Consider the following 25,998-nt stretch of genomic DNA (forward strand, 5'->3'; position numbering starts at 1 on the left):
CTATATTATGCTTTGCAGGATCATATTCGTTATCGTTAACACCCATAACGATAGTCTTTACATCCCCTTTCCCCGGCGCTGAAATAATAACTTTTTTTGCTCCCGCGGCTAAATGACCTTTTGCTTTTTCAGAATCTGTAAAAAGACCGGTAGATTCGATAACATATTCAACACCAAGATCCTTCCATGGAAGAGCGCTTGGCTCTTTTGTCGCCATAATGCATTTTATTTTGTTACCATTAACAACAAGGACATCATCTTCTGCTGCTGATGGACTACTCTTTTCTGTTGAAAGCGTTCCGTCAAACCTGCCATGGACGGAATCGTATTTCATCTGATAAGCAAAATATTTTGCATCAGTACTTACATCAACCACCGCAACGACTTCTATTTCGCTCCCCAACGCCCCCTTGTCAACCATTGCACTCAAAACCTGCCTACCAATCCGCCCAAACCCATTTATACCAACTTTTACTTTTGCCATTTTTTACCCCTCTCTCTCCTAAGAAGTGTACAGTTTACTGTTAACAGTGTACAGTATGAAAAAGAAGCTTATTTCTGTTAACTGTACACTCGTATTGTACCTTGTTTGCCAAAAAGCGTCAACTCACCTATAATTTGCAATATGGAAAATTCTCCATGGCGAATCATTTTTATATGTGCCGGGGCATCCCTGTTTTTACTTTTGATCGCTTATTTTTTTATACTGCCTAAAAAAATTATAAGCATAGATAAAATCGACAAAATAACCAGTTTAAAAAACGCCTATATGTCCGGCTATAATGAAGGGAAAAAATCCTGGGAATTTTACGCAACTGAAGGATGGTCAGATAAATATCAACAAATTACTTATTTAAAAGATGTCAGCAAAGGCAATCTATATGAAGACGGAGAATTAATAACAAGTAACCTTTCAGCTTCAACAGTTAAAGTGTTCAAAAGATCTAAAATAGTAGAAGCAGCAGGACTAGAAAAAAAACAACTGTCCGCGAACATCGCTTTTACATCTAAAAAGAACAAAGAGAAAAGAAAATTTGCCGGCATAAAGTCCAACTTTTTAAAATATATCCCTAACGATAAAAGGACAGAACTCGCAGGAAATATAAATATTAAAGAAAAAAATATAAAAATTTCCGGAGAGAAAATGGCAATAGATCACAACGAAGAAACAGCAAAAATTGAAAACAATGTTAAGGTCATTCGTTCCGATATTTCTATTAACTGCAATATTTTAGCGTACGATTCAAAACAAGAAAAATTAAACCTTTTTGAAAACATAACAGCAAAAATAAAGGGGAAGCAAAAAACCAAAGTTAAGGCCGACAACATATCATTTTTTTTAGATGATGAAAAAGATATCAATATAAATGGAAATATAGAGTTAACACAAGAGAAAAAAAACATAGTTGGGAACAAAGCCTTTTACAATAAAAAAGAAAACAATATCTTTTTTCAGGACGGAACCAAAGCAGTAATAGAAAAAGGGGGCGCGCTTTTAAAAGAAGAAACAACTAAAAAACTCAAAAGTCCGGATGCAAAGAATCTTCTTAAAGAAAAAACAATTATCGAAGCTAACGCACTGAATCTTTCCACAAAAAACGGAGACGTGCGGGCGGAAGGGAATGTTTTTGTTTCACAAAAAGGGAAAGAAGCAAAATCAGATTACGCGGATTATTCTGATTTATTAGAAATAATCACCCTTACAAAAAATGTTTATTTAAAAAAAGATACCGATTGGATAAAATGCGAAAAAATCACAGTCTTTGTAAAAGATGAAATATTTGAAGCTACAGGATCTATTGAGGCTGAATTTAAATTAAAAATAAAAGATTAACCCCGATAAAGATAATCGGGATTAAGTTTCTAATGCCTCTTTTGATATTTTCATGGCGCAAAATTGCCCGCACATTGAACAAACATCTTCCGATTTAGATTTACGCCGCTCATGGATTAATCTTGCTTTATCAGGATCAATAGACAAACTGATCTGTTTTCCCCAATTTAAATCTTTCCGAGCTTTCGACATTTCAATATCCCACTCCCGCGCTCCTTTAATTCCTTTTGCAATATCAGCGCAATGAGCAGCTATACGAGAGACTATTATCCCCTCTTTAACATCTTGAGGCTCTGGAAGTCCCAAATGTTCGGTCGGCGTTACATAACATAAGAAATCAGCCCCTGCAACCGCAGCCAAAGTTCCACCTATAGCAGAAACAACATGATCATAACCTGGGGCAACATCTGTAGGCAACGGACCTAAAACATAAAAGGGGGCCCCACTGCAAAGTTCTTTTTCCATCTTCATTTGTGAAACTATCTGATCAAAAGGAACATGCCCCGGTCCTTCTATAATTACCTGAACACCCTCAGCCCATGCTCGTTTTGTCAATTCACCTAAAATTCTCAATTCTGTAAACTGAGCTTCATCTCCGGCATCAACAATTGAACCGGGCCGCATCCCATCGCCTAAAGAAAGCGTTACATCATATTTTGAGGCAATTTCAACAAGCCTGTCAAAATACCGGTAAAAAGGATTCTCTTTCTCATTTTTAATAATCCATTTTACAAGCATGGCTCCACCCCTGCTTACAACCCCCATAAGCCTCGGATTTTTTTTCAGCTGATGAACAGATTCTATTGTTACCCCGCAATGAACAGTCATAAAATCAACACCTTGTTTAGCCTGATCCTCAACAATATCAAACATTGCATCAACATCATCTAATTTATTTTCCACCGCCATTTGATATATAGGAACAGTGCCGAGAGAGAGAGGAGAAGCGACCAAGATGGTTTTTCTTATTTTGTTTAAGTCTCCGCCGGTTGAAAGATCCATGACAGCATCTGCTTTGGCGTCTATGCAAACCTGAAGTTTTTTAAGCTCATCCTCAATATTAGGATAATCAACAGAAGTTCCTATATTAGCATTAACTTTTGTTTTTAATCCCTTGCCAATACCGATCGGTTTACAGTTTTTGTGAAGAGGATTAAAAGGGATGGCAATTGTTCCATTAGCAAGACCACTTAAAATATCTTCCGGAGATAAAGTTTCCTCCTCCGCTACAAACTTCATAGCAGAAGTAATATTCCCTTTCAAAGCTTCTTTTCTTTGTGTCACTTTCGATTGATATTCCTTTTGTTAATATTATAAGTCAGAAAGAGAGATAAATCAAAAAAGCCTTCTAACAACAAAAAAATATTATTCTGACAAAGAATCAGAAATTTTCCCTTTACGAATTAAGCTTACAAGAGATTTATAAAAAGTAATACCTATATTTATCACTTTATACAAAAGAGGATTATAAACCAGATCGTAAACACCAATATATTTTACAAGCTCCCCGTTAAATCCTTTTTTAAATCGATATACTCCCCATAATGGATGATCTTTTGTGGGATTTGATGGTATACCAAACAAATCGTAACTTTTAAAATCTCTCTTTTTTGCCCACTGAATAATATGCCAGTGCAGAGCATGGTTTGGCATAACATTTCGATGTTTTGAAAGTGATGCGCCATACATATACCAAAGTCGCGACCCAAAATTAAAAGTATATACGGCAGCAATCGGTGCTTCGTTTAAATAAGCTATAAAGATATTTGCAAGCGCGTGATCGACAAGAAGTTTTTTTATGTTTTGATAATATTTTAACGGGTGGATCAAAAAATTATCTCGTTTGCAGGTCTCCTGATATATTTTATAGAAAACTTCAACCCCATCATCGGTGGAAAGCTCTTTTACGACAACCCCTTTTTTGGCAGCCAGTCGGATATTATAGCGGGTCTTCTCCTCAAAACTTTTCAACAAATCTTCGGATGATAAAGTCAAATCCACAATAAAAGTTGAACGCGGCTGGATCTGCTTCTTACAAACCACAAATCCCTTTTCCTTTAAAACATTCTGTACACTGTTCACTGTACACTTTTCACTTTCTTTAACCTGCGGATCGATTTTCAACAAGATAGCATTATGCTTTTTTGCAACTTTTTTCATTTCTGCCAATATAAAATCTAAAGCTTGAGTATTTTGAAAGTCAACGATAGGCCCTCTGGGAGCATAAAATAAATTCAGTTTTATATAAGGGAGTTTGCGTTTTAAAATTGAAATTGCGGCAACAATTTTATCCCCATCTAAAACAGCCAATCTAATTGGAGTCCAACCATGAAGAGCTTTTAGTTCTCCCCATTCCCATGATTGTAAAATTGCCGGTTCGTCTTGTTTTGCAACAAAATCATTCCAAGATTCTTTTGATATGTTAGTTAGAAGTTGCATAATAAACTTATTTTATAACAAAATAGACTTTTTGGGCAGTATAATTATGTTATAATATTTTTTATATTCCCTACTCAGAAGAAGAAAAGGAAAAAAGATAAATAAACCTTAGGATTTTTGCCTAGCACTCTTCAGACCTCGAAACCTTATTGTCCATATGCTATACTTTTGAAATGATCCTGATGATCGACAACTACGATTCTTTTACTTACAACCTGGTCCAATATCTTATGGAGCTTGGGGCAGATATACAAACTTTTCGCAATGATAAGATTACAATAGAAGAAATAGAAAAATTAAATCCAGAAAAGATTGTAATATCTCCCGGCCCTAAAACTCCAAAAGAAGCAGGAGTTTCTGTTGATGCAATAAAATATTTTGCAGGTAAAATCCCTATTTTAGGAGTTTGTTTAGGGCTTCAATCCATAGGATATGCTTTTGGGGGAAATATTGTGCAAGCAAAAAATCTTATGCACGGTAAAACCTCACAAATTTATCATGACGGCAAAACAATTTTCAAAGGGCTTAAAAATCCTTTCACTGCTACAAGATATCATTCTTTAGTTGTTGAAAAAGCAAGTCTCCCTGACATATTAGAAATATCAGCTTACACAAAAGAAGATGATGAAATTATGGGGTTGCGTCATAAAGAGCTAAAAATTGAAGGGGTACAATTCCATCCTGAATCTATTTTAACAAATTACGGTAAAGACCTGCTTAAAAACTTTATAAATCTTTAATTATGAGGTAAATGTACGAAGACTGTTCCACTTCGATTCATCACAATCAAAAGGAGAAAATTTCATAACATTTATTGTATTTTCTCTAAGAATATTATATGCTTCGCGATCTGTCTCTTTCAATAAATCTGCTAGTATTCTAAACGCTGACCATGCCATTTCAAACGAAGAGTTATAAGGGATAGATAAAACAGCGCAGGCTTTCGCTTTTACCAGCATAAGATAAACTTTTTCCTTCTCACTTTCTGTTAAAAAATACAATTTTCTTTCGCTGATAAACTCAGCATGTGAAAAAAAAACTTTAAACTTAGGAAGTATACGTCCATTAACGCCAACATTTTCTCCCCTGCCAAGACGAATCCCCTCTATCCACTCTCCCGCAATTAAAGCATTCCATATCCCAAAGGGAAATAGATCAGAAGATATAGTCCCCAAAGGAGTTTCATTGTTTGCAAACTGTCTTTTTATTAAAATTGCAATAGATTCAACACCGAATCCTTCATAAGGCATTTGGAGTTTACCACTTTCAAGCAATTTTGCTTCCTCCAATAAACGCCTTAGAACAAATTCAACTCCTCCGGTTTTAATAGCTTGAAGAAGTCGACTATTTACCACGGGCAAACCTATCCCTTTAAGCGTAGCTTTAAGCTCATCTGTAAAAAGCTCAATATTCCCTTCTCTGACATATCGTAGAGTACCCATAAGTTCTATAGAAACTTTGCGTTCTACTGTGTTTAAAAATTCAAATGAAATGGTTTTTCTATTTAACATTATATCTTCACCCTGATTATGATAACCGGGGGATTCATCCCTTCACTTTTATTTTTTCTCGGGATTCCAATAAAATTTCAGGCCAAAAAGGATCGTGTCAATTCTATTTAGACTCTCGAGATTTATTTCATCTTCATTTATCTTAAGCATTGATTTTTCTATAGTTTATTATCGATTCTCAAAAAAATAAATTTCACCCCGATTAGGAAATCGGGGTTCAGGGGAAAAAAGAGAGTGTTGCAAAATGCTTATTTTTGAAAAAGATAAATTTACCAACAGTCCCAAGAAGGGAAAAAGAAAGAAAGTAAAAAAAACATTGAGCTTATTCTTTTATTCCAACATTCATGCCCTCTACAACAAAACTTTGAGAATATTTCTTTTTTATCTCCTCACAAATTTCATAAGCTTTTTTCTTATCACAAACAAGTCCGAAAACCGAAGAACCAGAGCCAGACATAAGAGATTGCAAACAACCTAAACTTAAAAGCCTGTTTTTGATCTCTCCTATCTCATGGTGTTTTGGTAAAACAACTTTTTCAAGATCATTTTTTAATACTAATTCCCCATGCTGTAAAAATCCATCAATATAGTTTTCTTTTTCGATAAAAGACTTCTCAAAACTATCATAAACTGATTTTGTTAAGATCGATAGCTTGGGTTTAACTAAAACGTAATATTTTGTTTCTCCATCATAAGATTCTGTCTCATCAGCACAAAATTTTGTGCCACTATTATCTATTTTTTCTACAAGCTCACCCCTCCCTCTGCACCGGCAAAAACCTCCCGTCAAACAAAAAGAGACATCCGACCCTATTTGGGCTCCTAGCTCTAAAAGTTCTTTTTCTGACAAATTGGCGTCAAACAACCTATTTAACCCGATTAAAACAGCCGCAGCATCGGAAGAGGCGCCTCCAAGTCCGGCTTCAGTCGGAATATTTTTTCTGATATCAATCTTAACGCTAGGCTCTAATTTAGTTTTATAAAAAAACAGCTCTGCAGCTTTGTAAGCAGTATTTCTCTTGTCATTAGGAATGTTTGGATCATTTAAAAAAAGTTCAATGCCGGATTTTTTTTTATCAACTAAAATTTCATCATATAATGAAACGGACTGCATTAAAGAATCTATTTCATGATAACCATCCGCCCGTTTACCTAAAATTTGAAGTATGAAATTTATCTTTGCAAAAGCTTTTAATTTTATCACTTAGAAGAAGTCAGTTTCATTAACTTAGATTTTTTACGGGATGCCAGATTTTTAGAAATGACTTTTTTACTTGCGGCTTTATCAAGAGCTTTTATGGCTTTGCGAATATCTTCGGTTGATTTTGTCTTTAACGCAGCCTTTAATCCCTTTCTTATCGCATCCTTGTAAACCAAATTTCTTTTTCTGTTTCTTGCCGTAATTTTTATTCTTTTAATCGCAGACTTAATATTAGCCATCTATTCCTCCTATTTAACCTCTTTCAAAAACCTTCTTGACAAATTAAACATCAAAACTGTATAATTTTAACATATGTAAAAAAATCTCGCAACCAATTTGGCTTTCAGATCCACGCTTTTCGTTATTTCCAAAGAAAAAAATAAAGAGGTAAAATGTCAATCCACGAATGGTTTCTAAGAAAAAAAACAGAAAAACAACAAAAAAATGGCGCATCAGAAAGACTAAATATTCCCGAAAATCTATGGCTTAAATGCCCTTCCTGCAAATCAACAATATACATAAAAGAGTTAAATGAAAACTTAAAAGTTTGCCCGAAATGCGATTTTCATTTTAGGCTTTCAGCATCAGAAAGAATAAACCTGATTATAGACTCCGGAACATTTAAAGAGATGTCTATAACTCTCAAGTCTACTGATTTTTTAGGCTTTGTAGACTCCAAAGCCTATAACAAAAGAATAGATGAAGCCATACTAAAGTCAGGCTTAAACGAAGCGATTGTTATCGGAGAAGGCTTAATAGAAAATATTAAAACTGTTTTTGGAGTGATGGATTTTTCTTTTATGGGTGGAAGTATGGGTTCTGGAGTCGGAGAAAAATTCACAAGAATGATAGAGCATTCAATAGAAAATAAAATCCCGGCAATAATTGCAACCTCTTCCGGAGGAGCTAGAATGCAAGAAGGTATTTTGTCTTTAATGCAAATGGCAAAAGTATCCGCAGCCCTTGGTCGTTTGAGAGAAAATGGGCTTCCTTATATAGTGTTATTAACCGATCCGACAACAGGAGGAACAACAGCAAGCTTTGCAATGCTCGGAGATATTCAAATAGCCGAACCTAAAGCATTAATCGGGTTCGCGGGGCCTAGAGTCATAGAACAAACGATTCGGCAAAAACTGCCAAAAGGATTTCAACGTTCCGAATTTTTACTGGAACATGGAATGATCGATTTAATCTGTGAAAGAAAAGACATAAAAAGCACATTAGCAAAAATTCTCAGGTTTTTTGAAGAGTAGGCGAAAAGAATTAATTATGAAAGAAATAAATAACGAAACAAAAAACTTACTCTACTTTGAAAAAGATTTAAAAGACCTTTATCAAAAGATTACTGAACTACAAAAACTTTCAGAAAAAGAAGATTTAAATCTGGAAGAAGAAATACGCATGGTAAAAAAACGTATAGACACCATGCGTCAGGAAATTTTCAATAAATTGGAGCCGCAGCAAATTGTTCAAGTGGCACGTCATATAATGAGACCTTCCACCCTAGATTACATAAATTTTATTTTTGAAGATTTTATAGAACTTCACGGCGACAGAAATTTCGGGGACGACAAAGCCATTGTCTGCGGAATAGCCAAGCTAAACGGACAATCAATTGTAATTATAGGACATCAAAAAGGCCATACAACAAAAGAACTTATAAACAGGAATTTCGGAATGGCTCATCCGGAAGGATATCGTAAAGCTTTGAGAATTATGAGAATGGCCGTACGCGCAAACAAGCCCATCATAAGTTTTATAGATACCCCAGGCGCTTATCCGGGAATCGGAGCGGAAGAAAGAGGTCAATCAGAAGCTATCGCAAAAAATTTAAGAGAAATGTCTATTTTTACTGTTCCTTTTATAAGTATAATCACCGGCGAAGGCGGAAGTGGCGGAGCTTTGGGTATATCTATGGGGAACAGAGTTTTAATGATGGAATATTCAATATATGCTGTAATATCACCGGAAGGATGCGCGTCAATTCTTTTTAGAGATTCGAGCAGGGCAAATGAAGCGGCAAAAGTTTCAAAAATAACAGCAAAAGATCTGCTTGGATTTGGTATAATAGATGAAATAATCAAAGAACCGATTGGCGGCGCCCATAATGACTATGAGGCAACTGCTAAAAACATTAAAACAGCTATACTAAAAAACCTTAATGAACTTTCAAAATTTTCTCCCAGAGAATTGGTTGCGGACCGTTATAATAAATACAGAAAAATGGGAATTTTTACAGAATAAGTTTTTGATTTATGTTTATTAAAATTGCCGAAGTGGCGGAACTGGCAGACGCGCACGACTCAAAATCGTGAGCTCCTTGCGGGCGTGAGGGTTCGACTCCCTCCTTCGGCATTTCATTTGTGCCAAAAATTGCCGAGATGGCGGAACTGGCAGACGCGCTACATTCAGGATGTAGTAGGAGCAATCCTGTCGGAGTTCAAATCTCCGTCTCGGCACTATTTAAAAATCTTAGTAGGAGGTAAAAAATGGATATTGTAGAACTGGAAAGACAAACACTGCAGGAATTATACGGGGTGGCAAAACAACTAAATATTCAAGGTTTCAGGGTATTAAAAAAACATGATTTAATTTTTAAAATATTGGAAACGCAAACCCAAAAAAACGGCAATCAATTTATCCCAAAAGGAATTCTAGAAATACTGCCTGAAGGATACGGGTTTTTAAGAACCGGAGGGTATCTTCCTTCAAGAGAAGATATCTACGTATCACAAACACAAATCAGAAGATTTGATATGCAAAATGGAGATCTTGTGTCAGGACAAGTCAGACCCCCAAAGGATGGAGAAAAATATTATTCATTGCTTAAAATTGAAGCTATAAACGGGATGAATCCGGATGAAGCCAGGGAAAGGACCCCATTTGAAAATTTAACTCCGATTTTTCCTTTAGAGCGCTTTACACTAGAACATGCCAAATGTTCTATGGCGTCAAGACTGATAGATCTTTTATCTCCTGTAGGAAAAGGACAAAGAGCGATGATTGTATCTCCACCAAAAGCAGGGAAAACCACCATTCTCAAAAATATTGCAAATAGTATTGCTGTTAATTTCCCTGAAACGGTCATTAAAGTTCTACTAATTGATGAACGACCGGAAGAAGTAACTGACATGGAAAGAAGTGTAAAAGGAGAAGTAATAGGATCTACATTTGATGAACCTCCGGAAGAACACATCAAAATTGCCGAACTGGTTTTAGAATCAGCAAAAAGACAAGTTGAATGTAAAAAAGACGTTATCATATTACTTGATTCAATTACCCGATTGGCACGTGCCTACAATTTGGTCACACCCCCTTCAGGAAGAACGCTTTCTGGAGGTTTAGACCCAACATGTTTGCACCGGCCAAAAAGATTTTTTGGCGCAGCACGCAACATTGAAGAAGGAGGAAGTTTAACTATCGTAGCAACCGCTCTTGTGGAAACAGGAAGCCGTATGGATGATGTTATATATGAAGAATTTAAAGGAACAGGAAATATGGAACTCCATTTGGCAAGAAAACTCGCAGATAGAAGGATTTACCCGGCAATAGACATAAAAATGTCAGGAACAAGAAGAGAAGAACTTCTATTATCAGAAAAAGAGATACAAAAAATGTGGTTGCTTAGAAAAATTATGGGGGATTATGATGAAATAGAAGCCACAGGACAACTTATAGACAGATTAAAAGAATTTAAAACAAATAAAGCATTTCTTGAATCTGCAGATGTAAAATGAAATGCCCAAAATTATAAAGGAATTATGCCCTCAAAACCATGTATGCCCATGCATTAACATCTGTCCTGTTAACGCAATAAAACAAAAAGGTTTTGAGCTTCCAGAAATAAACAAAGAAATATGTATTAATTGCAATAAATGTATAATCTTTTGTCCTAGAAACGCTATACAAAAAGATTCATAGGGAGATATAAAAATGCAAAAAAAACTTAAAATAATATTACTAATAATGCTTCTCATGATAGGATTCTTTGTCATAAAAAGCATTTCACCCCGATTATTCACCTCGATTAGAAAATCGGGTCTCATAGTAGAAAGAATTTCAAGCCCCGATTATCAATCGAGGTTAGTTTCTGATTCTATCGTGAACAATCGGGGTTCATACACCCCTCAAGTAAAAGAAAATATAGCACAGCAATTGTCTGTCGCGCTCAAAAAAAACCTTCCTGTAATTGCAAAATTGGGCGCTGATTGGTGCCCCCCATGTCGTGAAATGAAACCCATTTTACAAGAACTGAAAATAGAACTTAATGGAAAGGCTATTGTTTTAGATTTAGATATTGACCAAAACAAAGATTTGGCAAAAAAGCATAAAATCAACGCAATCCCAACAACTTTATTTTATAATTCCAAAGGGGAATTCAAGAAAAAAATTATCGGATTTATTGATAAAAAACAGATCTTACGGGAACTGGATAACTTACAATCAAAAGATCCTTTATTGAACAACTGACAAGTTACCACCAACACAACTACTTATTTCTTGTAAAAAATCCCATCTTTTGATATAATTATTTATACAACAAATGAAAAAAGATATTCATCCTAAATATTATAAGACAATCGCAAAGTGCGCTTGCGGCGCAGAATATGAAATCGGTTCAACAAAAGAAAAAGTTCATGTTGATATATGTTCCGCCTGTCACCCATTGTTTACAGGCAAACAAAAAATATTAGATACAGAAGGAAGAGTCCAAAAATTTAAAAAGAAATATGCAGGAGTGGAAACAGAAGAGCGTAAACCGCAAAAAAAACGTATTATAAAATCTAAAAGCAAAAAAGCTGTTATCAAAAAAACATCCTCAAAAGTTAAAAAGTAGCTTATTTAAAAATTCTCTATGCTGTTAGACAAATTATCTTCCATAGAATCCAGATATGAGGAACTTTTAAACCTTCTTTCACAAAAAGAGATTATCGATAATCGTGAAAAATTTCAACAATTCAGCAAAGAATTATCAGAACTTGAAGAACTGGTTCAAACCTTTAGAAAATTCAAAGAGGCCGAAAAACATATTTTAGAAATTGAACCTATGTTATCTGATATTGAGATGAAAGAACTAGCAATTAAAGAAATCGAAGAGTTAAAAGAAACTCAGGAAAAACTCAAAAATCACCTCGAAGTCCTTCTTTTGCCAAAAGATCCATCCGATGAAAAAAGCATAATAATGGAAATTCGGGCGGGAACAGGAGGAGAAGAAGCAGCACTTTTTGCAGGGGAACTGCTAAGAATGTATCTCCGCTATGCGGAAAGAAGAGGATGGAAGGTTGAATGGATAGAATCAAACGACACAGGGCTTGGCGGTTATAAAGAGGCAATAATATCCATTCAGGGAAAAGGTGTTTATAGCAAACTCAAGTTTGAAGGCGGAACACACAGAGTTCAACGTGTACCGAAAACAGAATCAGGAGGAAGAATACATACATCAGCCGCAACCGTTGCCGTACTTCCCGAAGTTGAAGATGTAGACATTAATATCGACGAAAAAGATTTAAGAATTGACACCTATAGAGCAGGCGGTGCGGGAGGACAAAATGTAAACAAAGTTTCATCCGCAATCAGAATAACCCACATCCCCTCCGGTATAGTCGTTGCCTGCCAACAAGAGAGATCACAACACCAAAACAGAGATAAAGCTATGAAACTGCTTCGCGCAAAATTATATGAAATGGAAACTGAAAAAAACCGTAAAGGCCGTGAAGAGGCTCGCAAAATTATGGTAGGGACCGGCGACAGATCTGAAAAAATAAGAACATATAATTATCCTCAAGGGAGAATAACTGATCATAGAATAGGGTTTACAATATACAGATTGCAAGAAGTATTAGATGGAGATATTGATGAAATAATAGAAGCGCTGCAAACCGCAGATAGGGTCGCAAAACTGGAGAAAATGAAATAAGCTCTTATATCACACCCACCGCCAAAACAATCCCCAAATAAAAAATGGATAAACTTGAAGAAAAAATATTAATATGTGAAGCCTTGGGAATAGATAAGATAAAATTAGCCGCACACCCCGAACTTGAAAATTCAAACAACCCAAAACTTGCCGAGTTTAAAAAGAGATGCTCAGAGAATGAACCTCTGGCCTATATCGTCGGACATCAACCTTTTATGGATTTAGATTTTTTAGTAGACAGATCCGTTCTTATTCCAAGACCAGAGACAGAGGAAATGGTTAATTACATACTAAAATCCCAAATTTCAGATACCACATCCCAATACGGCATAAAAATATTAGATATCGGAACAGGGTCTGGATGTATTGCAATCACACTTGCAAAATATTTACCCCAAGCAAAAGTCTGGGCAACTGACACGTCAAATGAGGCATTGAATATCGCAAAGAAGAATGCAAAAAAGCATGAGGTTGTAGATAAAATAAAGTTTATCGAAGGGGATTTATTTGCTGATATTAAAGAAAAATTTGACATTATTATTTCCAACCCGCCCTACATTCCAACAAGTGACATCAAAACGCTTGATGCAAATGTAAAAGATTTTGAGCCAAGAGACGCACTGGACGGCGGCAAGGATGGTTTGGATATTATTAGAAAAATAATTGAAAATGCTTATTCTTATTTAAAAAAAGACGGCATTATCATGCTGGAGCTGGAATTTAGACAATCAGAAAAAGTTAAAAATTTACTTAAAAACAAAGGTTATAAAAACATAGAAATAATTAAAGATTCCGCGGAGATAAACAGAATGGCAAAAGCATATTTCTAAATTTCTGCTAAAATAATAGAAAAATGAAAACAATAACCTTTAATCAAAAAAACTTCAAAGAAATCATTCAAACCTTAAAGCTTGGAGGCGTAATAATTTTCCCCACAGATACGGTATATGGCATTGGCACACTCATATCTAATGAGAAAGGGATTAAAAAACTTTTTGAAATTAAAAATCGACCAGTCGATAAGCCCTTTCAAGTTTTAATATCTGATCTAAAACAGATTCAACTTTTCGCAAAAGAGACAAATCAAACAGCAAAAGAGCTTATTAAAAACCATTGGCCTGGGCCATTAACTCTTATTTTTAAAAAGAAGGCTGAAGTTTTAAATGTGATCACAGCAAATAAAGATACCATAGGATTAAGAATGCCCGACCATCCCCTACTCCTTAAATTAATGAAAAAGACAGGTCCATTAGTTGTCTCTTCCGCAAATTTGTCAGGAAATAAACCTCCAACAAATCCTGAAGAGGTAAAAATAGAAGCAGACCTGTTATTAAACGGTGGAAAATGCAAAATCGGACAATCATCAACAATAATAGATGTTTCAAACAACAAGCCAATCATTTTAAGAAATCAACCCCGATTATGATACTCGGGGTTGATTTCACTGCGAATAATCGGGGTTAATCTGTTACAATTTTATCAGAAACTTTCCCTGAGTTCTTTCTTAATGAGTCCTCAAAAAGCTCTCTTTTTTCAATACGAACAATTTCCTGTTTTTCCGCCAAAGCAAGTGGTTTTAAGCCTAAATCTAAAAATTCTTTTTCCAAATCTTTGTGCATCAGCTTATCATCACCTGCAATAAGAGAAGCCCTTTTAAATTGACTTACAGCCAAATCTTTCTGGCTGTTTTTTAAATACGCTTTACCCAAAACAAGGTATATAGTAGGATCGGCTGTTTCCAGTCGAATGGCTTCTTTATATTGAGATATCGCCTGTTTTAAATTTTTTGTATCTTCATATAAAAGCCCCAAAAAAAGCCTGTAATAAGCATTATTTGGGTTATCCGCAATAGCTTTGTTGTATTCGGCAATCGCATCAGCAATTTGGCCTTTAAACCGTAAATCCAACGCTTTTAGACTAGGATCTAAAATTTCGACTTTAGCATTCTTTTTTATTTCATAAAACCAATCCTGAAAAGCTTTATTCTGCTTCTCTTTTAAAACTGCCGCCTCTATGTTTTTTTCTCCAGGAATTTTCTTCAATCTGGCATCCACAACTTTTATGATATGATAACCATATTCAGTCTTTACAGGCCCGCCTATCTCGGATACTTTAAGAGAAAAGGCCAAATCTTCAAAGGGCTTAACCATTGTCCCGGTTGAAAAAAAGCCTAAATCTCCTCCTTTATCCTTAGATCCAGGATCCTCAGAATATTTTTTGGCTAACACAGAAAAGTTTTCTCCTTTTTGAATTGCTGTTTTAATTTTTTCTATAAGTTCTTTTGCTTTTTGATCCCCGTCTTTCTCGTTTTTTACTTTCACCAGAATATGACTTACCTTAATCTCCCTTAAATCATTCGGATTAATTTCAACAGATCCATAAATTTTTTCATTTATTTTTTTTACTAGTAAATCATCTTTAATCATTTCTTTAAATCTATCCCAAGAAATATGGGAAGACTCTATCGCCTTTTTTAATTCCGATATATTTTTTAACTTTTCCTGTTCAGCTATTTGTTTTAGAGCTTCATTAAGTTCGTCCCTGGAAACTCGCACTTTTTTTTGCGCCTCATCCAACATAATGGAAAAATCAATTGTCTGGGAAAGCGCCATATTTTGAAGAAATAAAATATCAGAAGGTTTAATTCTCTCAGGAAAGTTTTGCCTTAACCTTGAAAAAATATTGTTAAAAGTTATAATGTCAACTCTCTTTCCATTTACCTTCAAAAGCGCTTTGTCTTTTTCAGTAGTAGAAAACTTACTAAAACCTGAATATCCCAAACCATAAAAAATAGAAAAACTAAAAACAAAGGCAACAACAATCATTATTATTTTCATTTTTTTTCTAAAAAAACTAAGCATATAATCTACTCCTTATCTTTTAAAATTCTGGAAATTGAAATATATCCGCCAAACATACCCAAAAGAATACCCGCAACAACAACAGTTGAATATATCAAAGTAAGCATTGGGCCAGAACTAATCACAGGTAAAAAAGGCAATGCTGTCTGTACCCGTTCAAGTATAACTTCATATAAAGTTTTAAGAGCAACAAGTCCTATACTCCCACCTAAAACACCAATAATAATACCTTCTATAACAAAAGGCCATCTAAGAAAAGAACTTGTAGCCCCAACCAATTTCATTATATATATATCTGTAGATCTCGCCAAAACAGTAAGCCTAATAGTATTAACAACTATCAATAAAGTAGCTGTAAATAATAATATAACAAGACCGGCGCCGCCAATACGAACTGCCTCAATAAAACTTTCCATCTGTTTTATCAGTTTACCGCTATAGCGAACTTCATCAATTGCAGAAAACCCTGCAACTTGTTTAGCAATGTCAGGCAACAATTCAGGAGACCGCACACGTATGGCAAAAAAGTTAGGAAGAGGATTTGCGTCTACAACATCATCTAAATTGAGCCTTCCCCCAAAATCTTCTTTAAAATTTCTCCACGCTTCTTGTTTAGAAACATACCTAACCTCATCAACGCCATTAATTCGAGCAATAGATAGTTGAAGACGCGAAGATGAATCAGAGGACAAATCCCTGTCAACATAAGCAACCATATCCAATCTTGTGCCAATGTTTGATGCTATATGGCCCAGATTAGAGATAAATATAAGAAAGAACCCAAAAATAAAAAGAGAAACAGTAACAATGGCAATTGCGACTAAGCTCATAAGACCAGAACGCTTAATCCCACGAAAAGCCTCCACTATAAAAAACTCAATATCTCCTAAAGTCATCAGTGACTATACACTCCTAACTGTTGATCTCTTATTGCTCTTCCAGCATCTAACGCTATAACTCTGCGTTTCATGTTGTCAACAATATTTTTGTTATGAGTTGACACAAGAACTGTTGTATTTCTACAATTAATTTTATCTAAAAGCTCCATAATTTCCCATGATGTAGAAGGATCAAGATTTCCCGTAGGTTCATCTGCTATTAAAATTGTAGGATTATTAACAATTGCACGAGCTATGCAAACTCGCTGTTTTTCCCCTCCGGATAGTTGTTCCGGAAAAGAACTCACTCTTTTAAACATACCTACAAGTTCAAGGGCCTGCATGGTGCGACGCCTAATTTGAGAACGCTTTGCAGATGTCACCTGAAGAGCAAATGCCACATTTTCATAAACGGTACGCTTAGGCAAAAGTTTAAAATCCTGAAAAACAATTCCTATATTTCTTCGCAAAAAAGGGACTTGCTCAGGATTTAAAGTAGTAACATTCACCTTATCTACAATAACTCTGCCTGAAGACGGCAATTCTTCCCTGTAGATCATCTTCATCAACGTAGTCTTGCCGGCGCCGGATGGACCAACAATAAAAACAAATTCTTCCTTGCCTATGTGAAGATTTATATCAAAAAGAGCTTCCACACCGTTTGAATATATTTTTGATACATTTTTAAATTCAATCATTGTTTATTTTTCGTTTGGACTGTTATGTCGGTCTGCCACTTAATCCCATTTTTTATTCTAAATGTACAAAGGGAACCTAAGACAAAGGCTCTTAACTTCTTCACGAATCTCTTTTTTCTTTAAATCACTATCTTTATTTTCTATTGTCCTTGATATAAAGTCCGCAATATATTTCATTTCCGCCTCTTTCATTCCACGGGTTGTCATGGCGGGAGTCCCTATTCTGACGCCGGAAGTAACAAACGGAGATTCCGGATCAAAAGGGATTGTATTTTTATTTAACGTAATCCCAACTTCATCTAAAACCCTCTCCGCTTCCTTCCCAGTTATTTTTTTAGGTCGTAAATCAACAAGCATCAAATGGTTATCCGTGCCTCCTGAAACAAGCCTAAAGCCATTATCTATCAAAGCTTGCGAAAGAGCTTGCGCATTTTTAATAATCTGCTCCTGATATTTTTTAAAATCAGAGGTTCCCGCTTCTTTAAAAGCAACCGCCTTTGCTGCAATTATATGCATTAAAGGCCCTCCCTGATTCCCAGGAAAAACAGCTTTATCAATTTTTTTCGCATAATCTTCGCGGCATAAAATCATTCCCCCTCGCGGCCCTCTTAATGTTTTATGGGTAGTTGTTGTAACAACTTCCGAATAAGGAACAGGAGAAGGATGGAGGCCGGCAACAACAAGTCCTGCAATATGGGCAATATCAACCAATAAAATAGCCCCTACTTCATCGGCAACTTTTCTAAACTTTTCAAAATCTATTATTCTGGGATAAGCCGTCGCCCCTGTCACGATCATCTTTGGCTTATATTCTTTCGCAAGTTTTAAGAGTTCATCATAATCAATCAATTCTGTCTCCTTATTTACACCATAAGGGATAAACTTAAAATATGTTCCAGAAATATTAACGGGGCTACCATGAGTCAAATGCCCTCCATGAGAAAGGTTCAAACCTAAAACGGTATCACCGTGATTTAAACATGCAAAATAAGAGGCCATGTTGGCCTGGGAACCTGAATGAGGCTGTACATTCGCATGATCTGCGCCAAATAATTTTTTTGCGCGATCACGAGCCAAATCTTCCGCTATATCAACACAACCGCATCCTCCGTAATAACGCTTTCCGGGATAACCTTCCGCGTATTTATTTGTCATGACAGCGCCGCAAGCTTCCATAACCGCACGCGATGTAAAATTTTCGGATGCTATAAGTTCAATATGTGTTTGCTGGCGTTCAAATTCAAGGTCAAGCGATTTTGCTGTTTCAGGATCCACTTTACGAAGATGTTCCAAATCAAAATGCATTTTAAAACCCATCTCCTTTAAGAAAATATAAACCTTTTTGAAATTTTAACATAAATATAAAGAGGCAGCAAGGAAATAGAAAAGAATTCATCACGTCTCGGCTTCCATTTTATGGACCCCGATTAGGATAATCGGGGTCCATTTATTAACAAATCTTAGAAAACCACGACAAATTTTATGCTATTCGTGTAATCATTCTAAAGACCGCGAATCCATAGTACTCACAGACATAGCTACTTGATCAATAAAGGCTTCAAAGCTTAAAACGGTTCCAACTTGTGGTTGAGCCTTAAGCACATCCCCTAATTTCCCCCAAGAAAGGCGAGGAAATTCTCTAACTAATCTTCCACTATCTACTATCTTTTCAGATTTATCAGGAAACAGAAAAAAAGGAATAGCAGATACTGAGAAAGCAAAATCACCAGGTCTTAACTTTAAAAAAAGATTATCCGCCGCCACCTCAAAATTGGGAGTACTTCGAATTTCTTGTAAAAGATCAAAATACTTTCCACTAGTCGGATATTTTTCTAAAACTTGAGAAAGAGCTGTAGTTACCGTACTCCTTTCTTCTCTTGAAAAGACGGAAAGGAGGTCGCCTCTAAAATCGCTAGGAAGATCATATATTCTGTTTAACAAATCTATTCTTCCAAGGAAATCCATACTTAACCCGGCTCTTTGAATCGCCTCACACACATTGTCCAATCGAGCATTTTCGGCTATTTTTACTGGATCACAAAACTCACCTTCAGAAGTAAACTCATTCCTACCAGTATTTCGAACAATAATACTTTCAGCCCTGTAAACCATTTTTTGTCCCATTCTAATATAACTCTGACCTCTTATAACTCCAGCAGCTCCAATCATAAATATGCCTCCTTATTATTTATAACAAATTATCTTCGTATCTTTGATAAAGAAAATTTCAGTAAAAAACATGGCGCGATATTTTATCTTACAACCTTGGATTCTCCAGATATACGCATACCTAATAATTTAACCCGCTTAAGGCCAAAACCATTAGCTTCAATATCTTTTGTTATAAACTCTACAGAAATAAAAGAAAGGTTTGCCTTTTCCAGAAATTCCTCAAGAAGAGTTAAAACATTATCTTTCTCAAGAAACCTAATTAAAGATGAAGTCTCCTTAAAATCTATGCTAATAATAGGAGAAGTTGAACTTCGTTCAACCCTAGCAACGGCTTTTGCAATTCTTAGTTTTGTTGCAGAAGTAAAAGGATGAAATTCCCCCCTATAGTAAATTTTAACAAGCGCGGGAAAAGTCCCTTCTTCAAACGACCTCCTGACCAGAACTTCTTCACAAAAAGAATTACTTCTAGAAAGTTGACTGACAGAAGAGTAAACAAAAATATCCTCTTTTATTTCCACAGAAAGATTAGATTTTTTTTCCCATGGTGGAACAGCAAGAGGCCCCTGAAATTTCAATGATTCGTGGGGGAGAGCAGAGAATCTTCTTAATCCTTTAAATGATGCCGTGCCTATATCTATAGTAGGAATAAACAGTGTCATATAAAACAATTCGAATAAAAAATAAAAAAATTTCAGTTTATTTGCAAAAAATCCGGATATAATTTAACCCTGATTATTAGGAGGAATTTCAAACAGTCTTAACCCCGATTATTCATACCGTAAGTAATGTTTGACAATTTGTTAGTTATTGATTCTGGGGTGAATAATCGGGGTTAAGATTTTTCTCTCTGATCCCGTTGAAATCTTTGTGTGGCAATTTCATCTAAAAATTTAAGTTCTAAATCTTGCATTAATTTTGTATGTTTTTTCTTTGTATTATCTTTATCTTTCTCCATAATTTTTTTATCTTTCATCGACTTAACGAGCTGTTCCCTCTGTTTTTCCAGTTTTTTGCTTGCATCTATAACTTTTTCAACCTGTTTTTCTATATCTTCTTTTAATATGCCCAAATGAGAATGGCGGCGCATCACTTCCCCAAAATCAGAGATCGGCCCTGACTTAAAAACTTTTCTTAAGGTGTTTTCCTGGTCTTTCTTTTCATCCCTTAATTCATCTTCTTTTTTCTTTTCTTTTATATATTCCCTGTTTTTTTCAGCAAATTTTTCCTGTTCTTTTTTTTCTCTAATTCCTCTCACCTTTAAAACAGTTTCTAAAGTGTATTTGAATTTGCCCGCTTTTATTTTTCTTGCCATTTATTTTCTAACCCGATTATTTAAAGATTTTTACCAGCCTTTTAGCCGTTTCATTAAAATCAATCTGTTCAAAAGTCCCTTGTTGCAAAAACTTATTCACCTCGTCTATTTTAGATAAAGCATAATCAATTTTTGGATTACTCCCCTTCACATAAGCTCCGATATTAATAAGATCTTCCGCCTCATTATATCGAGCTAGAACTTCCCTTAATTTTGCGGCTGCCCCCTTATGGTCATCTTTCACAAGATTTGTCATAAGACGAGAAACACTGTGGGAAACATCAATCGCAGGATAATGGTTTCTGGCTGCAAGATCACGGGATAACATAATATGACCATCTAAAATAGAACGACACTGATCAGCAATAGGTTCATTAAAATCATCACCTTCAACTAAAATAGTGTAGAAAGCAGTAATAGAGCCTACAACAGATGTGCCTGATCGTTCCATCAGTTTTGGCAATAATGCAAAGACAGAGGGTGTATAACCTCGGGTTGTCGGAGGTTCGCCGGCCGCAAGCCCCACTTCACGCTGAGCCATTGCAAACCTTGTAACAGAATCCATCATTAAAATAACCTTATTACCCAAATCTCTAAAATACTCGGCAATCGCAGTCGCGACAAAAGCCGCTTTCAACCTAATAAGTGGAGGCTGATCGGAGGTTGCAACAACTACCACAGATTTTTTCAACCCTTCTTCGCCTAAAGATTCTTCTATAAAATCTCTTACTTCTCTTCCACGCTCTCCAACTAAAGCAATAACGTTTACTTCTGCTTCCGCATTACGTGCAATCATACCCATAAGTGTAGATTTGCCAACGCCAGACCCTGCGAAGATACCCATGCGTTGGCCTCGCCCAATAGTCAATAACCCATCTATAGCGCGAACCCCTACTTTTAATATTTCTGTTACTCTGGGACGTTTTACAGGGTCCGGAGGTTCTGCAAAAAGGGATCTGTCTTTTTCTCCGACAATTTGCCCTTTTCCATCAATGGGTTCCCCCAGTCCGCTTAAAACTCTACCTAATACATGTTTACCGACTTGAACCATAAGAGGCCTTCCTGCAGCCAGGACCTGAGAACCTGGAGATATACCGTAAGTTGAACCAAGGGGCATTAATAAAACTCTCTTTTCCCTAAAACCGACAACCTCAGCATAAGATTCACGATCCTCTTTTTCTACCCGTATAACACATAAGTCTCCAACAGAAACACCCTGAACCTGAGCCTCTATTATAAGCCCCACAACCTGAACTACTTTGCCTATAACTTTTATAAGATCTGTCTTTTCGATAGCACGGTAATACTTTTCAATATCAATTACCATTTAAACAGCTTCAACCTCTTCTGATGCCCTTTTTAAAGCTTCCCCCAAAACCTCTATCTTCGTAGAAATTCTAGCATCAACATACCCAAGATTAGTCTCAATAATACAACCACCAGGTTCTATCTGGCTATCTTCCAGAATCGACAAACTTTTTACTCCATCAACAAGTCCAGATAATCTATCCTTATAACGCTTTATATAGTCAGCATCTTCCCTGTTTACTTTTATAATTATCTGTTCCCTGTCCGACACCCGGTTTATAGCATCAGAAACCACATTTAAACAAACATCACGATGCAAAGAGACTTCAGAATGTATAATTTGCTCGGCCGCTTTCAACGCAAGCCTCAATATTTCAGATTCAGCATCTTTAATTATCTCTTTGCGCTCTTTTACCGCTTGGTTAAGGGTTGAAAGCGCATCTTTTATTTTTTCAGTAGCCTCTTTTTTTCCCTCCTCCCTCCCTCTCTTTTGTGAATCTTCTCTTATCTTTTTGGCTTCCAGCTTAGCCTCCTCTATAATCCCCCTGGCCTGTTTATCAGCTTCTGATAGTTTCTCTTCATCCGAAATCACATCAGGAAAAGATTGTTCTTCAGATATTTCTTCCTCTTCCTTAAAAGTTGTATTTTCTTCTTGTCGCAAATCCTGTCCCCAGCCAAAATCGAGGGGTAAATCTTTGGATATTCTTATAGGTTTCTTCTCAAGTAAAATCTCCCCTGTTTGCGTAATATTTAACCGCTTTATAAGCCCCACTAAACCCTCTCCGCAAAATAAGAAGTGAGTTTCTCTTGAAGATCTAAAGTAAACGGCGTTTGTTTTAAATTAGGAATTAATTCATCAACCTGATCCCTATTTACAGTCATCTCCATAAGTATCTCCTCTTTTTTCATAAAAGGAAACATCCCTAAAACAAAAGCAGCAACCTGAGGTTTTTCTTCCGAAAGAATGTTTGCAATTTTTTTGGCATCCGCAGATAGAAGTTTCTCTTTCGGGGGTAAATTGTCCAAAGGGACAGTTTCAGTCTCTTTTAAATCTTTACCGTAAATAAACTCTTCATCAAAGTTAGAAACAAGATTATTTGAAGGCTGAGCCATCTTAGATAGTTCAGGTATTTTTACATCTTTATACTTTTTATTAGAAGAAGGAAGCGCAAAATAACTCTGGAAATCCTCAAAAATCTCACCTAAAGCCTCAGGTGTAGGTGTAGGTAAATGACTTATGGATGAAGCAATAAGATCAGCTAAATCAGGCGGCAAATAACGCAATATTGCCGAAGATGTATCTGATCCTAAAATCGAAAGAAATATAGTTGCTTTTTCTTTTCCTGTTAATTTCACCCTTCCGCCTCCGTAAGCCATTTTTTCAAAAGACTGGCTATTTTTTCCGGATCATTTTTTGCCAAATCTTTAATTTTTCTTACAGTAGCTGTAGCTTCCCCTTCAGTAGGAGCCTCTTTTTCAAACACTACATCTTCTTTCTCTCTTCTCCCCGAAAGTCTTCTACGCCTTACAACAAGAATAATAAATACAAAAACAAGAATAAAAATCCCACTCAATAAAACGTAAGAAAGATTAAGTTTTATTCCAGGAATAACAAAACCAAATAATTTAGATTCCTCTTTTTGTTCCGGAAACTCAGCATAATGAAAAGGGACTCTCTTTAAAATTATTTTATCGCCTCTGGCCCTATCGTAATCTACGGCTCTTGCTATGGTTTGATATGTAGATTTTCTAACTCTCAGAGTAAGATCCAAATTTTCATCAACCAAGGTCATTACTACTATATCTTTAATTGGAACATAAATAAATCCTGATCCCGCATTTATTTTAAGCTTGGACTCCTTCTTTCCTTTTGGAGGCTGACCAAAATTAACATTTACTCTAACAATTATAGTATCTTCGGGATAAAACTGATTTAAAAGATCTTGAGCTTTAGCCGTCAGTTGTCTTTCATATTCTTCTTTTGCCTTCATTTTCAAAACATTCTTATCAGAATCCGTTAAATCCGCAATCTTTTTTTCAACTTTAGGAAATTGTTCTATAACTTCTATATTTTTTTCTTCGTTTTTTACGATCTCATTTTTAACTTCACTTGTATTTATACTGCTTTCAGGCTTCTCTTCTTCCCCTTTTACTATAATGTTTTCACTCCCTGCCGCTTTTTCTGATTTTTGAACTTCGTTATTAGGTATTGTCTCTTCCAATCCCTCTTTTTTAATAATTTCTTGTTCTATAGGAGCTTGAACCGTCTTTTTTATAAGTTCGCTTGCCGTCGGAATTTTTTCCATATAAGTTGAATCAGAAGTCAAAATATTTCCTGCATTGTCAACGATTGTCACATTTTCAGATAAAAGCCCTTCAACGCTGTGAGAAACAAGCTTAACTATCCCCCCAACCTGTTCAGGAGTTAAACGTTCTCCAGGGGTAATCTTTAACAACACAGCGGCTGTCACGGGAGATTTTGTAACCTCAAACAATTTAGTTTCAGGAAGAACTATTTGAACGTGTGCGTCTTCCACCCCTCTTATTCTTTTAATTGTTCTTGAAAGCTCACCTGAAATTGCGCGTATTAGTTGAATTCTTCTGTCAAAATCGGTAGCTCCCATACGCGTTTCATTAAAAAGTTCCCATCCAACAGAACCACCAATAGGAAGATTCTTTTCGGCCAAACCCAATTTAGCTTCATCAGATTTATCTTTAGGAACAGCTATCGCAGATCCCTCTTCTTTTACTTCATAAGGTATTTTTAATTCTTTCAGGCGTGAAACAACATTAGCAGTATCTTTTAAATCCAAACCGGTATAAATAGTTAAATATCCGCTGTTTTGATTTTTTATTCCGGAAACACAACCACGCAATGACCACAAAAACACAATCAAAACAACAGCAATAACAACGCCAATTATTACAAGTAATCTTCTATTACTTATTAAAGTCAGTCCCCTAGTACTTCCCGTCTCTGCCATTTAATCCCCCTTTTCGATTAAAGAGATAAACTATTTGCTGTTTTCTGTCTTCTATTTCCTATCTCCCTTTATACCTGCATCTGAGTAATTTCTTTAAACGTTCCTACCACTGAAGTTATTATCGTTGTAGCCAATTGAACCATTACTCCCATCTCAGACGCAGCAAACATCACTTCTTGCAAATTGGCTTCACCTCTAGCGTATTTTTCCATAAGTTGATTAGCATGCGCCTCTGTCTGAGAAACTCCTTGTAGTGCATCTATGGCTTTTGCCAATACATCATCAAAAATATTTTTGCTTGTGGTACTATTTAAAGCTACTCCGTCGTAAGGAGCTGAATCTGGCAAAACCTGAGCGACATTAAAATCATCATCTAAAAGTTTATTTAATCTGATTTCCAAAGGATTGATCTGCTCAACCATGTTAATCCCCTCCTACACACTTTAAACTTATAAAACTAAGGCAACTGTATCAAATCCTGAATCATTTTTTTTGTTGCATTGTATGCTGTTATCTGAGCTTCATATCCTCTCGACGCTTCAGTTAAATCCACCATTTCCGACGCAAGATCAACATTAGGCGTTTCAACAAATCCATCTTTATCCGCATCAGGATGAGAAGGCTTATAAACTTTTTTAAAAGGGGTTGTATCTTCCACTATTTTAGCTCCAACACCATTTAATCTTTTTTCGGCAAGGTTTAAAGCGTCAGAGAAAGAGATGTTTTTTTCATACAAACTAACAGAAAGCCTCCTGTATGGCCCACCGTTTAAACTGCGAGTGGTATTTATATTTGCAATGTTAGAAGATATTACTTCCATCCTCAAGCGTTCGGCCTCTATAGCCGACACACTCACATCCATAGCATGCTTAAGGCTCACAGA

At 35.9% G+C, this 25,998-nt stretch carries 29 protein-coding genes, 2 tRNA genes and 1 pseudogene; 12 read left to right on the plus strand and 20 right to left on the minus strand.

Annotation, left to right across the window (positions count from 1 at the left end; translation table 11 throughout):
• Positions 1-484: pseudogene (locus A2290_04245) on the minus strand (type I glyceraldehyde-3-phosphate dehydrogenase).
• Positions 485-625: 141 nt separating this feature from the next.
• On the opposite strand from A2290_04245, the gene A2290_04250 reads away from it, so the two are divergent.
• Positions 626-1,834, plus strand: coding sequence for a hypothetical protein (locus tag A2290_04250; protein ID OGC16295.1), 1,209 nt, complete (start codon positions 626-628; stop codon positions 1,832-1,834).
• A 21-nt stretch (positions 1,835-1,855) separates the two neighbouring features.
• Here A2290_04250 and A2290_04255 read toward each other — a convergent pair whose 3' ends face one another.
• Both A2290_04255 and A2290_04260 read right to left on the minus strand, forming a co-directional pair.
• The gene (locus A2290_04255; GenBank protein OGC16296.1) at positions 1,856-3,118 is read right to left on the minus strand and encodes a phosphomethylpyrimidine synthase; all 1,263 of its coding nucleotides are present in this window, start codon (positions 3,116-3,118) and stop codon (positions 1,856-1,858) included.
• An 81-nt stretch (positions 3,119-3,199) separates the two neighbouring features.
• Positions 3,200-4,273, minus strand: a complete 1,074-nt coding sequence (locus tag A2290_04260) for a hypothetical protein (protein OGC16297.1) — start codon at positions 4,271-4,273, stop codon at positions 3,200-3,202.
• A gap of 173 nt (positions 4,274-4,446) precedes the next feature.
• On the opposite strand from A2290_04260, the gene A2290_04265 reads away from it, so the two are divergent.
• Positions 4,447-5,013 (plus strand): anthranilate/aminodeoxychorismate synthase component II, encoded by a 567-nt coding sequence (locus A2290_04265; GenBank protein OGC16360.1) that lies wholly within the window; start codon positions 4,447-4,449, stop codon positions 5,011-5,013.
• Here A2290_04265 and A2290_04270 read toward each other — a convergent pair whose 3' ends face one another.
• The 3 genes from A2290_04270 to A2290_04280 form a co-directional block, all read right to left on the minus strand.
• Positions 5,014-5,784, minus strand: a complete 771-nt coding sequence (locus tag A2290_04270) for a hypothetical protein (protein ID OGC16298.1) — start codon at positions 5,782-5,784, stop codon at positions 5,014-5,016. It abuts the gene before it with no gap.
• A 322-nt stretch (positions 5,785-6,106) separates the two neighbouring features.
• Complete coding sequence (locus A2290_04275) at positions 6,107-6,985, minus strand: 4-(cytidine 5'-diphospho)-2-C-methyl-D-erythritol kinase (protein ID OGC16361.1); 879 nt, start codon at positions 6,983-6,985, stop codon at positions 6,107-6,109.
• Positions 6,985-7,224, minus strand: a complete 240-nt coding sequence (locus tag A2290_04280; protein ID OGC16299.1) for a hypothetical protein — start codon at positions 7,222-7,224, stop codon at positions 6,985-6,987. Before A2290_04280 ends, A2290_04275 begins: the two co-directional genes overlap by 1 nt.
• Positions 7,225-7,377: 153 nt before the next feature.
• Between A2290_04280 and A2290_04285 the strand changes: the two genes are divergently transcribed.
• The 5 genes from A2290_04285 to A2290_04305 all read left to right on the plus strand — a co-directional run bounded on the left by A2290_04285 (position 7,378) and on the right by A2290_04305 (position 10,722).
• A complete protein-coding gene (locus tag A2290_04285; protein OGC16300.1) occupies positions 7,378-8,238 on the plus strand; it encodes an acetyl-CoA carboxylase subunit beta in 861 nt (286 codons plus the stop codon).
• 16 nt (positions 8,239-8,254) lie between these two features.
• Positions 8,255-9,229 carry an acetyl-CoA carboxylase carboxyltransferase subunit alpha gene (locus A2290_04290; protein OGC16301.1) on the plus strand — a complete coding sequence of 325 codons (975 nt, stop codon included), beginning with the start codon at positions 8,255-8,257 and terminating at the stop codon, positions 9,227-9,229.
• Positions 9,230-9,255: 26 nt separating this feature from the next.
• Positions 9,256-9,340 (plus strand) — tRNA-Leu (locus tag A2290_04295).
• Between the two features lie 20 nt (positions 9,341-9,360).
• A tRNA-Leu gene (locus tag A2290_04300) sits at positions 9,361-9,447 on the plus strand.
• Positions 9,448-9,474: 27 nt separating this feature from the next.
• Positions 9,475-10,722: a transcription termination factor Rho gene (locus A2290_04305; GenBank protein OGC16302.1), complete on the plus strand. Its 1,248-nt coding sequence runs from the start codon at positions 9,475-9,477 to the stop codon at positions 10,720-10,722.
• Between the two features lie 30 nt (positions 10,723-10,752).
• Here the strand turns inward: A2290_04305 and A2290_04310 are convergent, their stop codons facing one another.
• Positions 10,753-10,989 (minus strand): hypothetical protein, encoded by a 237-nt coding sequence (locus A2290_04310; GenBank protein ID OGC16303.1) that lies wholly within the window; start codon positions 10,987-10,989, stop codon positions 10,753-10,755.
• 97 nt (positions 10,990-11,086) lie between these two features.
• Here A2290_04310 and A2290_04315 point away from each other — a divergent pair, with 97 nt between their 5' ends.
• The 5 genes from A2290_04315 to A2290_04335 all read left to right on the plus strand — a co-directional run bounded on the left by A2290_04315 (position 11,087) and on the right by A2290_04335 (position 14,328).
• A complete protein-coding gene (locus A2290_04315; GenBank protein ID OGC16304.1) occupies positions 11,087-11,455 on the plus strand; it encodes a hypothetical protein in 369 nt (122 codons plus the stop codon).
• A gap of 73 nt (positions 11,456-11,528) precedes the next feature.
• Positions 11,529-11,822 carry a 50S ribosomal protein L31 gene (locus A2290_04320; protein OGC16305.1) on the plus strand — a complete coding sequence of 98 codons (294 nt, stop codon included), beginning with the start codon at positions 11,529-11,531 and terminating at the stop codon, positions 11,820-11,822.
• Between the two features lie 21 nt (positions 11,823-11,843).
• Positions 11,844-12,902 (plus strand): peptide chain release factor 1, encoded by a 1,059-nt coding sequence (locus A2290_04325; GenBank protein OGC16362.1) that lies wholly within the window; start codon positions 11,844-11,846, stop codon positions 12,900-12,902.
• Positions 12,903-12,946: 44 nt separating this feature from the next.
• Positions 12,947-13,732 carry a protein-(glutamine-N5) methyltransferase, release factor-specific gene (locus A2290_04330; GenBank protein ID OGC16306.1) on the plus strand — a complete coding sequence of 262 codons (786 nt, stop codon included), beginning with the start codon at positions 12,947-12,949 and terminating at the stop codon, positions 13,730-13,732.
• Positions 13,733-13,755: 23 nt separating this feature from the next.
• Positions 13,756-14,328, plus strand: coding sequence for a threonylcarbamoyl-AMP synthase (locus A2290_04335; protein OGC16307.1), 573 nt, complete (start codon positions 13,756-13,758; stop codon positions 14,326-14,328).
• A gap of 34 nt (positions 14,329-14,362) precedes the next feature.
• Here the strand turns inward: A2290_04335 and A2290_04340 are convergent, their stop codons facing one another.
• From A2290_04340 to A2290_04400, 13 genes are all read right to left on the minus strand, one after another.
• Positions 14,363-15,763 (minus strand): hypothetical protein, encoded by a 1,401-nt coding sequence (locus tag A2290_04340; GenBank protein OGC16308.1) that lies wholly within the window; start codon positions 15,761-15,763, stop codon positions 14,363-14,365.
• A gap of 5 nt (positions 15,764-15,768) precedes the next feature.
• Positions 15,769-16,659: a hypothetical protein gene (locus A2290_04345; protein OGC16309.1), complete on the minus strand. Its 891-nt coding sequence runs from the start codon at positions 16,657-16,659 to the stop codon at positions 15,769-15,771.
• Positions 16,659-17,339, minus strand: a complete 681-nt coding sequence (locus tag A2290_04350; GenBank protein ID OGC16310.1) for a cell division ATP-binding protein FtsE — start codon at positions 17,337-17,339, stop codon at positions 16,659-16,661. The genes A2290_04345 and A2290_04350 overlap by 1 nt, the downstream gene beginning before the upstream one ends.
• A 57-nt stretch (positions 17,340-17,396) precedes the next feature.
• Positions 17,397-18,644 carry a serine hydroxymethyltransferase gene (locus A2290_04355; protein ID OGC16311.1) on the minus strand — a complete coding sequence of 416 codons (1,248 nt, stop codon included), beginning with the start codon at positions 18,642-18,644 and terminating at the stop codon, positions 17,397-17,399.
• Positions 18,645-18,836: 192 nt separating this feature from the next.
• A complete protein-coding gene (locus A2290_04360; protein OGC16312.1) occupies positions 18,837-19,508 on the minus strand; it encodes a hypothetical protein in 672 nt (223 codons plus the stop codon).
• Between the two features lie 83 nt (positions 19,509-19,591).
• Positions 19,592-20,170, minus strand: a complete 579-nt coding sequence (locus A2290_04365) for a hypothetical protein (GenBank protein ID OGC16313.1) — start codon at positions 20,168-20,170, stop codon at positions 19,592-19,594.
• A gap of 173 nt (positions 20,171-20,343) precedes the next feature.
• Positions 20,344-20,823: a hypothetical protein gene (locus A2290_04370; protein OGC16314.1), complete on the minus strand. Its 480-nt coding sequence runs from the start codon at positions 20,821-20,823 to the stop codon at positions 20,344-20,346.
• Between the two features lie 16 nt (positions 20,824-20,839).
• On the minus strand, positions 20,840-22,150 hold the full coding sequence (locus A2290_04375; GenBank protein OGC16315.1) for an EscN/YscN/HrcN family type III secretion system ATPase: 1,311 nt from the start codon (positions 22,148-22,150) through the stop codon (positions 20,840-20,842).
• Positions 22,151-22,903 carry a hypothetical protein gene (locus tag A2290_04380; protein ID OGC16316.1) on the minus strand — a complete coding sequence of 251 codons (753 nt, stop codon included), beginning with the start codon at positions 22,901-22,903 and terminating at the stop codon, positions 22,151-22,153.
• The gene (locus A2290_04385; protein OGC16317.1) at positions 22,903-23,487 is read right to left on the minus strand and encodes a hypothetical protein; all 585 of its coding nucleotides are present in this window, start codon (positions 23,485-23,487) and stop codon (positions 22,903-22,905) included. The genes A2290_04380 and A2290_04385 overlap by 1 nt, the downstream gene beginning before the upstream one ends.
• A complete protein-coding gene (locus A2290_04390; protein OGC16318.1) occupies positions 23,484-25,115 on the minus strand; it encodes a flagellar M-ring protein FliF in 1,632 nt (543 codons plus the stop codon). Before A2290_04390 ends, A2290_04385 begins: the two co-directional genes overlap by 4 nt.
• Before the next feature lie 68 nt (positions 25,116-25,183).
• Positions 25,184-25,537: a hypothetical protein gene (locus A2290_04395; GenBank protein ID OGC16319.1), complete on the minus strand. Its 354-nt coding sequence runs from the start codon at positions 25,535-25,537 to the stop codon at positions 25,184-25,186.
• A gap of 35 nt (positions 25,538-25,572) precedes the next feature.
• Positions 25,573-25,977, minus strand: a complete 405-nt coding sequence (locus tag A2290_04400; GenBank protein ID OGC16320.1) for a flagellar basal body rod protein FlgC — start codon at positions 25,975-25,977, stop codon at positions 25,573-25,575.
• Between the last annotated feature and the right edge of the window lie 21 nt (positions 25,978-25,998).

It is taken from the genome of candidate division WOR-1 bacterium RIFOXYB2_FULL_36_35, assembly GCA_001771505.1.
GTDB lineage: Bacteria > Margulisbacteria > WOR-1 > XYC2-FULL-46-14 > XYC2-FULL-37-10 > XYB2-FULL-36-35.

Excerpts from the sequence above, each read along its gene's own strand:
- A2290_04250 (OGC16295.1), top strand. The coding sequence starts at position 626 with ATGGAAAATTCTCCATGGCGAATCATTTTTATATGTGCCGGGGCATCC.
- A2290_04260 (OGC16297.1), bottom strand. The coding sequence starts at position 4,273 with ATGCAACTTCTAACTAACATATCAAAAGAATCTTGGAATGATTTTGTT.
- A2290_04265 (OGC16360.1), top strand. The coding sequence starts at position 4,447 with ATGATCCTGATGATCGACAACTACGATTCTTTTACTTACAACCTGGTC.
- A2290_04270 (OGC16298.1), bottom strand. The coding sequence starts at position 5,784 with ATGTTAAATAGAAAAACCATTTCATTTGAATTTTTAAACACAGTAGAA.
- A2290_04280 (OGC16299.1), bottom strand. The coding sequence starts at position 7,224 with ATGGCTAATATTAAGTCTGCGATTAAAAGAATAAAAATTACGGCAAGA.
- A2290_04285 (OGC16300.1), top strand. The coding sequence starts at position 7,378 with ATGTCAATCCACGAATGGTTTCTAAGAAAAAAAACAGAAAAACAACAA.
- A2290_04290 (OGC16301.1), top strand. The coding sequence starts at position 8,255 with ATGAAAGAAATAAATAACGAAACAAAAAACTTACTCTACTTTGAAAAA.
- A2290_04305 (OGC16302.1), top strand. The coding sequence starts at position 9,475 with ATGGATATTGTAGAACTGGAAAGACAAACACTGCAGGAATTATACGGG.
- A2290_04310 (OGC16303.1), bottom strand. The coding sequence starts at position 10,989 with ATGCTTTTTATGACAAAGAATCCTATCATGAGAAGCATTATTAGTAAT.
- A2290_04320 (OGC16305.1), top strand. The coding sequence starts at position 11,529 with ATGAAAAAAGATATTCATCCTAAATATTATAAGACAATCGCAAAGTGC.
- A2290_04330 (OGC16306.1), top strand. The coding sequence starts at position 12,947 with ATGGATAAACTTGAAGAAAAAATATTAATATGTGAAGCCTTGGGAATA.
- A2290_04335 (OGC16307.1), top strand. The coding sequence starts at position 13,756 with ATGAAAACAATAACCTTTAATCAAAAAAACTTCAAAGAAATCATTCAA.
- A2290_04340 (OGC16308.1), bottom strand. The coding sequence starts at position 15,763 with ATGCTTAGTTTTTTTAGAAAAAAAATGAAAATAATAATGATTGTTGTT.
- A2290_04345 (OGC16309.1), bottom strand. The coding sequence starts at position 16,659 with ATGACTTTAGGAGATATTGAGTTTTTTATAGTGGAGGCTTTTCGTGGG.
- A2290_04350 (OGC16310.1), bottom strand. The coding sequence starts at position 17,339 with ATGATTGAATTTAAAAATGTATCAAAAATATATTCAAACGGTGTGGAA.
- A2290_04355 (OGC16311.1), bottom strand. The coding sequence starts at position 18,644 with ATGCATTTTGATTTGGAACATCTTCGTAAAGTGGATCCTGAAACAGCA.
- A2290_04360 (OGC16312.1), bottom strand. The coding sequence starts at position 19,508 with ATGATTGGAGCTGCTGGAGTTATAAGAGGTCAGAGTTATATTAGAATG.
- A2290_04365 (OGC16313.1), bottom strand. The coding sequence starts at position 20,170 with ATGACACTGTTTATTCCTACTATAGATATAGGCACGGCATCATTTAAA.
- A2290_04370 (OGC16314.1), bottom strand. The coding sequence starts at position 20,823 with ATGGCAAGAAAAATAAAAGCGGGCAAATTCAAATACACTTTAGAAACT.
- A2290_04375 (OGC16315.1), bottom strand. The coding sequence starts at position 22,150 with ATGGTAATTGATATTGAAAAGTATTACCGTGCTATCGAAAAGACAGAT.
- A2290_04390 (OGC16318.1), bottom strand. The coding sequence starts at position 25,115 with ATGGCAGAGACGGGAAGTACTAGGGGACTGACTTTAATAAGTAATAGA.
- A2290_04395 (OGC16319.1), bottom strand. The coding sequence starts at position 25,537 with ATGGTTGAGCAGATCAATCCTTTGGAAATCAGATTAAATAAACTTTTA.
- A2290_04400 (OGC16320.1), bottom strand. The coding sequence starts at position 25,977 with ATGGATGTGAGTGTGTCGGCTATAGAGGCCGAACGCTTGAGGATGGAA.